Origin of the sequence: Streptomyces sp. NPDC001380, assembly GCF_042895785.1 — a bacterium.
Taxonomy (GTDB): domain Bacteria; phylum Actinomycetota; class Actinomycetes; order Streptomycetales; family Streptomycetaceae; genus Peterkaempfera.
This window is the reverse complement of record NZ_JBIAWP010000062.1, coordinates 1-1,785: the sequence shown is the minus strand read 5'-3', so window position 1 is coordinate 1,785 and position 1,785 is coordinate 1. Positions and strand designations below refer to the sequence as shown.

At 69.0% G+C, this 1,785-nt stretch carries 1 protein-coding gene; it reads right to left on the bottom strand.

All coding sequences use genetic code 11. The annotated features are described in order from the left end of the window. Positions 1-13 precede the first annotated feature (13 nt). Positions 14-1,645 (bottom strand): IS4 family transposase, encoded by a 1,632-nt coding sequence (locus ACFY07_RS28515; RefSeq protein ID WP_390872434.1) that lies wholly within the window; start codon positions 1,643-1,645, stop codon positions 14-16. Between the last annotated feature and the right edge of the window lie 140 nt (positions 1,646-1,785).

The window sequence follows — 1,785 nt, the reverse complement described above, 5'->3', positions numbered from 1 at the left end:
CAAGGCCGGGAAGTTAGCCTGTTTGTGCTGGTGGCAAGGGGGTTGAGGTCCAGGCTGTGGCTGCGTAGAGGCCGGGTCCGAGTTTGTGGATGAGTCCGGTGTCGGCCCATCGGGACAGCTGCCGATACATGGTGTGCAGGGTGACGTCGCCGAAGTGGGCGGCGATCTCCGCGGGTCTCCATAGGCGGGCCGGGTCGTCCTGCAGCAGGGCGAGAATGCGATGCCGTCGGCGCTGGGATGGGACGGTGTGGCGGTCGTCGCGTGAGGTCTTGGGCAGAGGCGGCTGTTCGGGGCCGGGTTCGAGGACGGTGACGGCGAGGTTGGTGATGGTGCGGCTCCGGTCGGGGCGGCCGTCGTCGCGTCGCTCGCTGTAGCGGGACATCGGGGACTTGACCTTGCGGGTGCTGGTCCGGTGACGGCGTGGCGCAAGGAGTCGGTCCAGCACCCGCCTGCCGATCAGTCCGAGGGAGCCGGGCTCGTCGGGGACGATCCCGATGGCTTGTACGACCTGGTCACGGGCGGTCTGGAGAGCCACGGTGAAGCAGCAACGATCGGGGTCGGTGCCGGGGACGGACTCGGCGGCCTCGACCATCACGGTCCGTAAGGCCTGGTAGAGCGTGAGCAGGGCCCACATCTCCTGCTCGAGGCCGGGTCGGTCGCCCGAGCGGAGGTTCCGGCCGGCCATGATCGTGTGGCGGAGCGCGTAGTACGCGCTCTCGTGTTCCCAGCGCTCGTGGTAGAGGTTGATCAGCGCCGCCGCGGGGTGCCGGCGGGCGTCGGTCAAGGTGGTGACCAGCCGGTAGGAGCCTGTGAAGACGGTGCCGTCAGCGCAGGTCACCGCGACCTCGGCATCGATGACCCGGACACCCACGGTGCCGATCACCGACAGGTAGGAGCCGTCGTCGAGACGGGCAAGGACCGGGGTGCGCCGGTTGCTGCGAAGTCGGCCCAGTACCTTCGCACCGGTCGCGGTGGCCTGGGCGAGGAAGTCGTTGGCGTCCAAGCCCTTGTCCCACAGCACCAGCATGTCCGGCCGCAGTAGGTGCAGCAGCTGGCGGGCGTAGGCGGTCTCGCCCTCGTCGGTGGGGCCGAAGACCGCGCCGATCAGGGACCTTGTCCCGGTCTCGACCAGCGTCATCAGCTCCAGCGTGGGATAGCCGTGATGGGCCGTGCGTCCGAGCCAGGCCCGGTTGCGGGGCGAATCGGGTACCCGCAGCGAGCTGCAGCCGTCGAAGGACACCGTCCGATAGGCACCGAAGCCCACCCCTGGCGTCGTCGGGCGGGCCAGCGGACCTGCAAGGACCTCGAACAGCGACCGTACCGGCGCGGCCCCCAGCCGACGACGCAGATCCCGCAGGGCCTTCGCGCTCGGTGAGGCCGTCGGCATCCCGGCCAGGCCGCCGGTGAGCTTGTCCCAGACCAGCCGGTAGCCGACCTCGGGGAACAGGCACATCGCAAGCAGGAAGTACATCCCGACCCGGGACGGCAGATCACGCAGCCGCCGCTGAACCGTCCGCGTCTGCGCCAGCACCGCGTCCACCAGCTCGAACGGCACCACGGCGGTCAGCTCTCCCAGATGGCCCGGCGCGAACCGGCCCGCGGCCACGGTCACCGTACGGGTGATGGCCGTCAGGGCAGACGGCAGGGCAAAATGAACCCGCAACGGAGCTCCTCACGTACAAGCTGTCTTGGTCGACTGCCTGTACCAACGAGCTCCGTTGCGCTTTCGCCTCAACCTCTCAACGTGCTTGCAGGACCTGCGAAAACGCTAACTTCCCGGCCTTG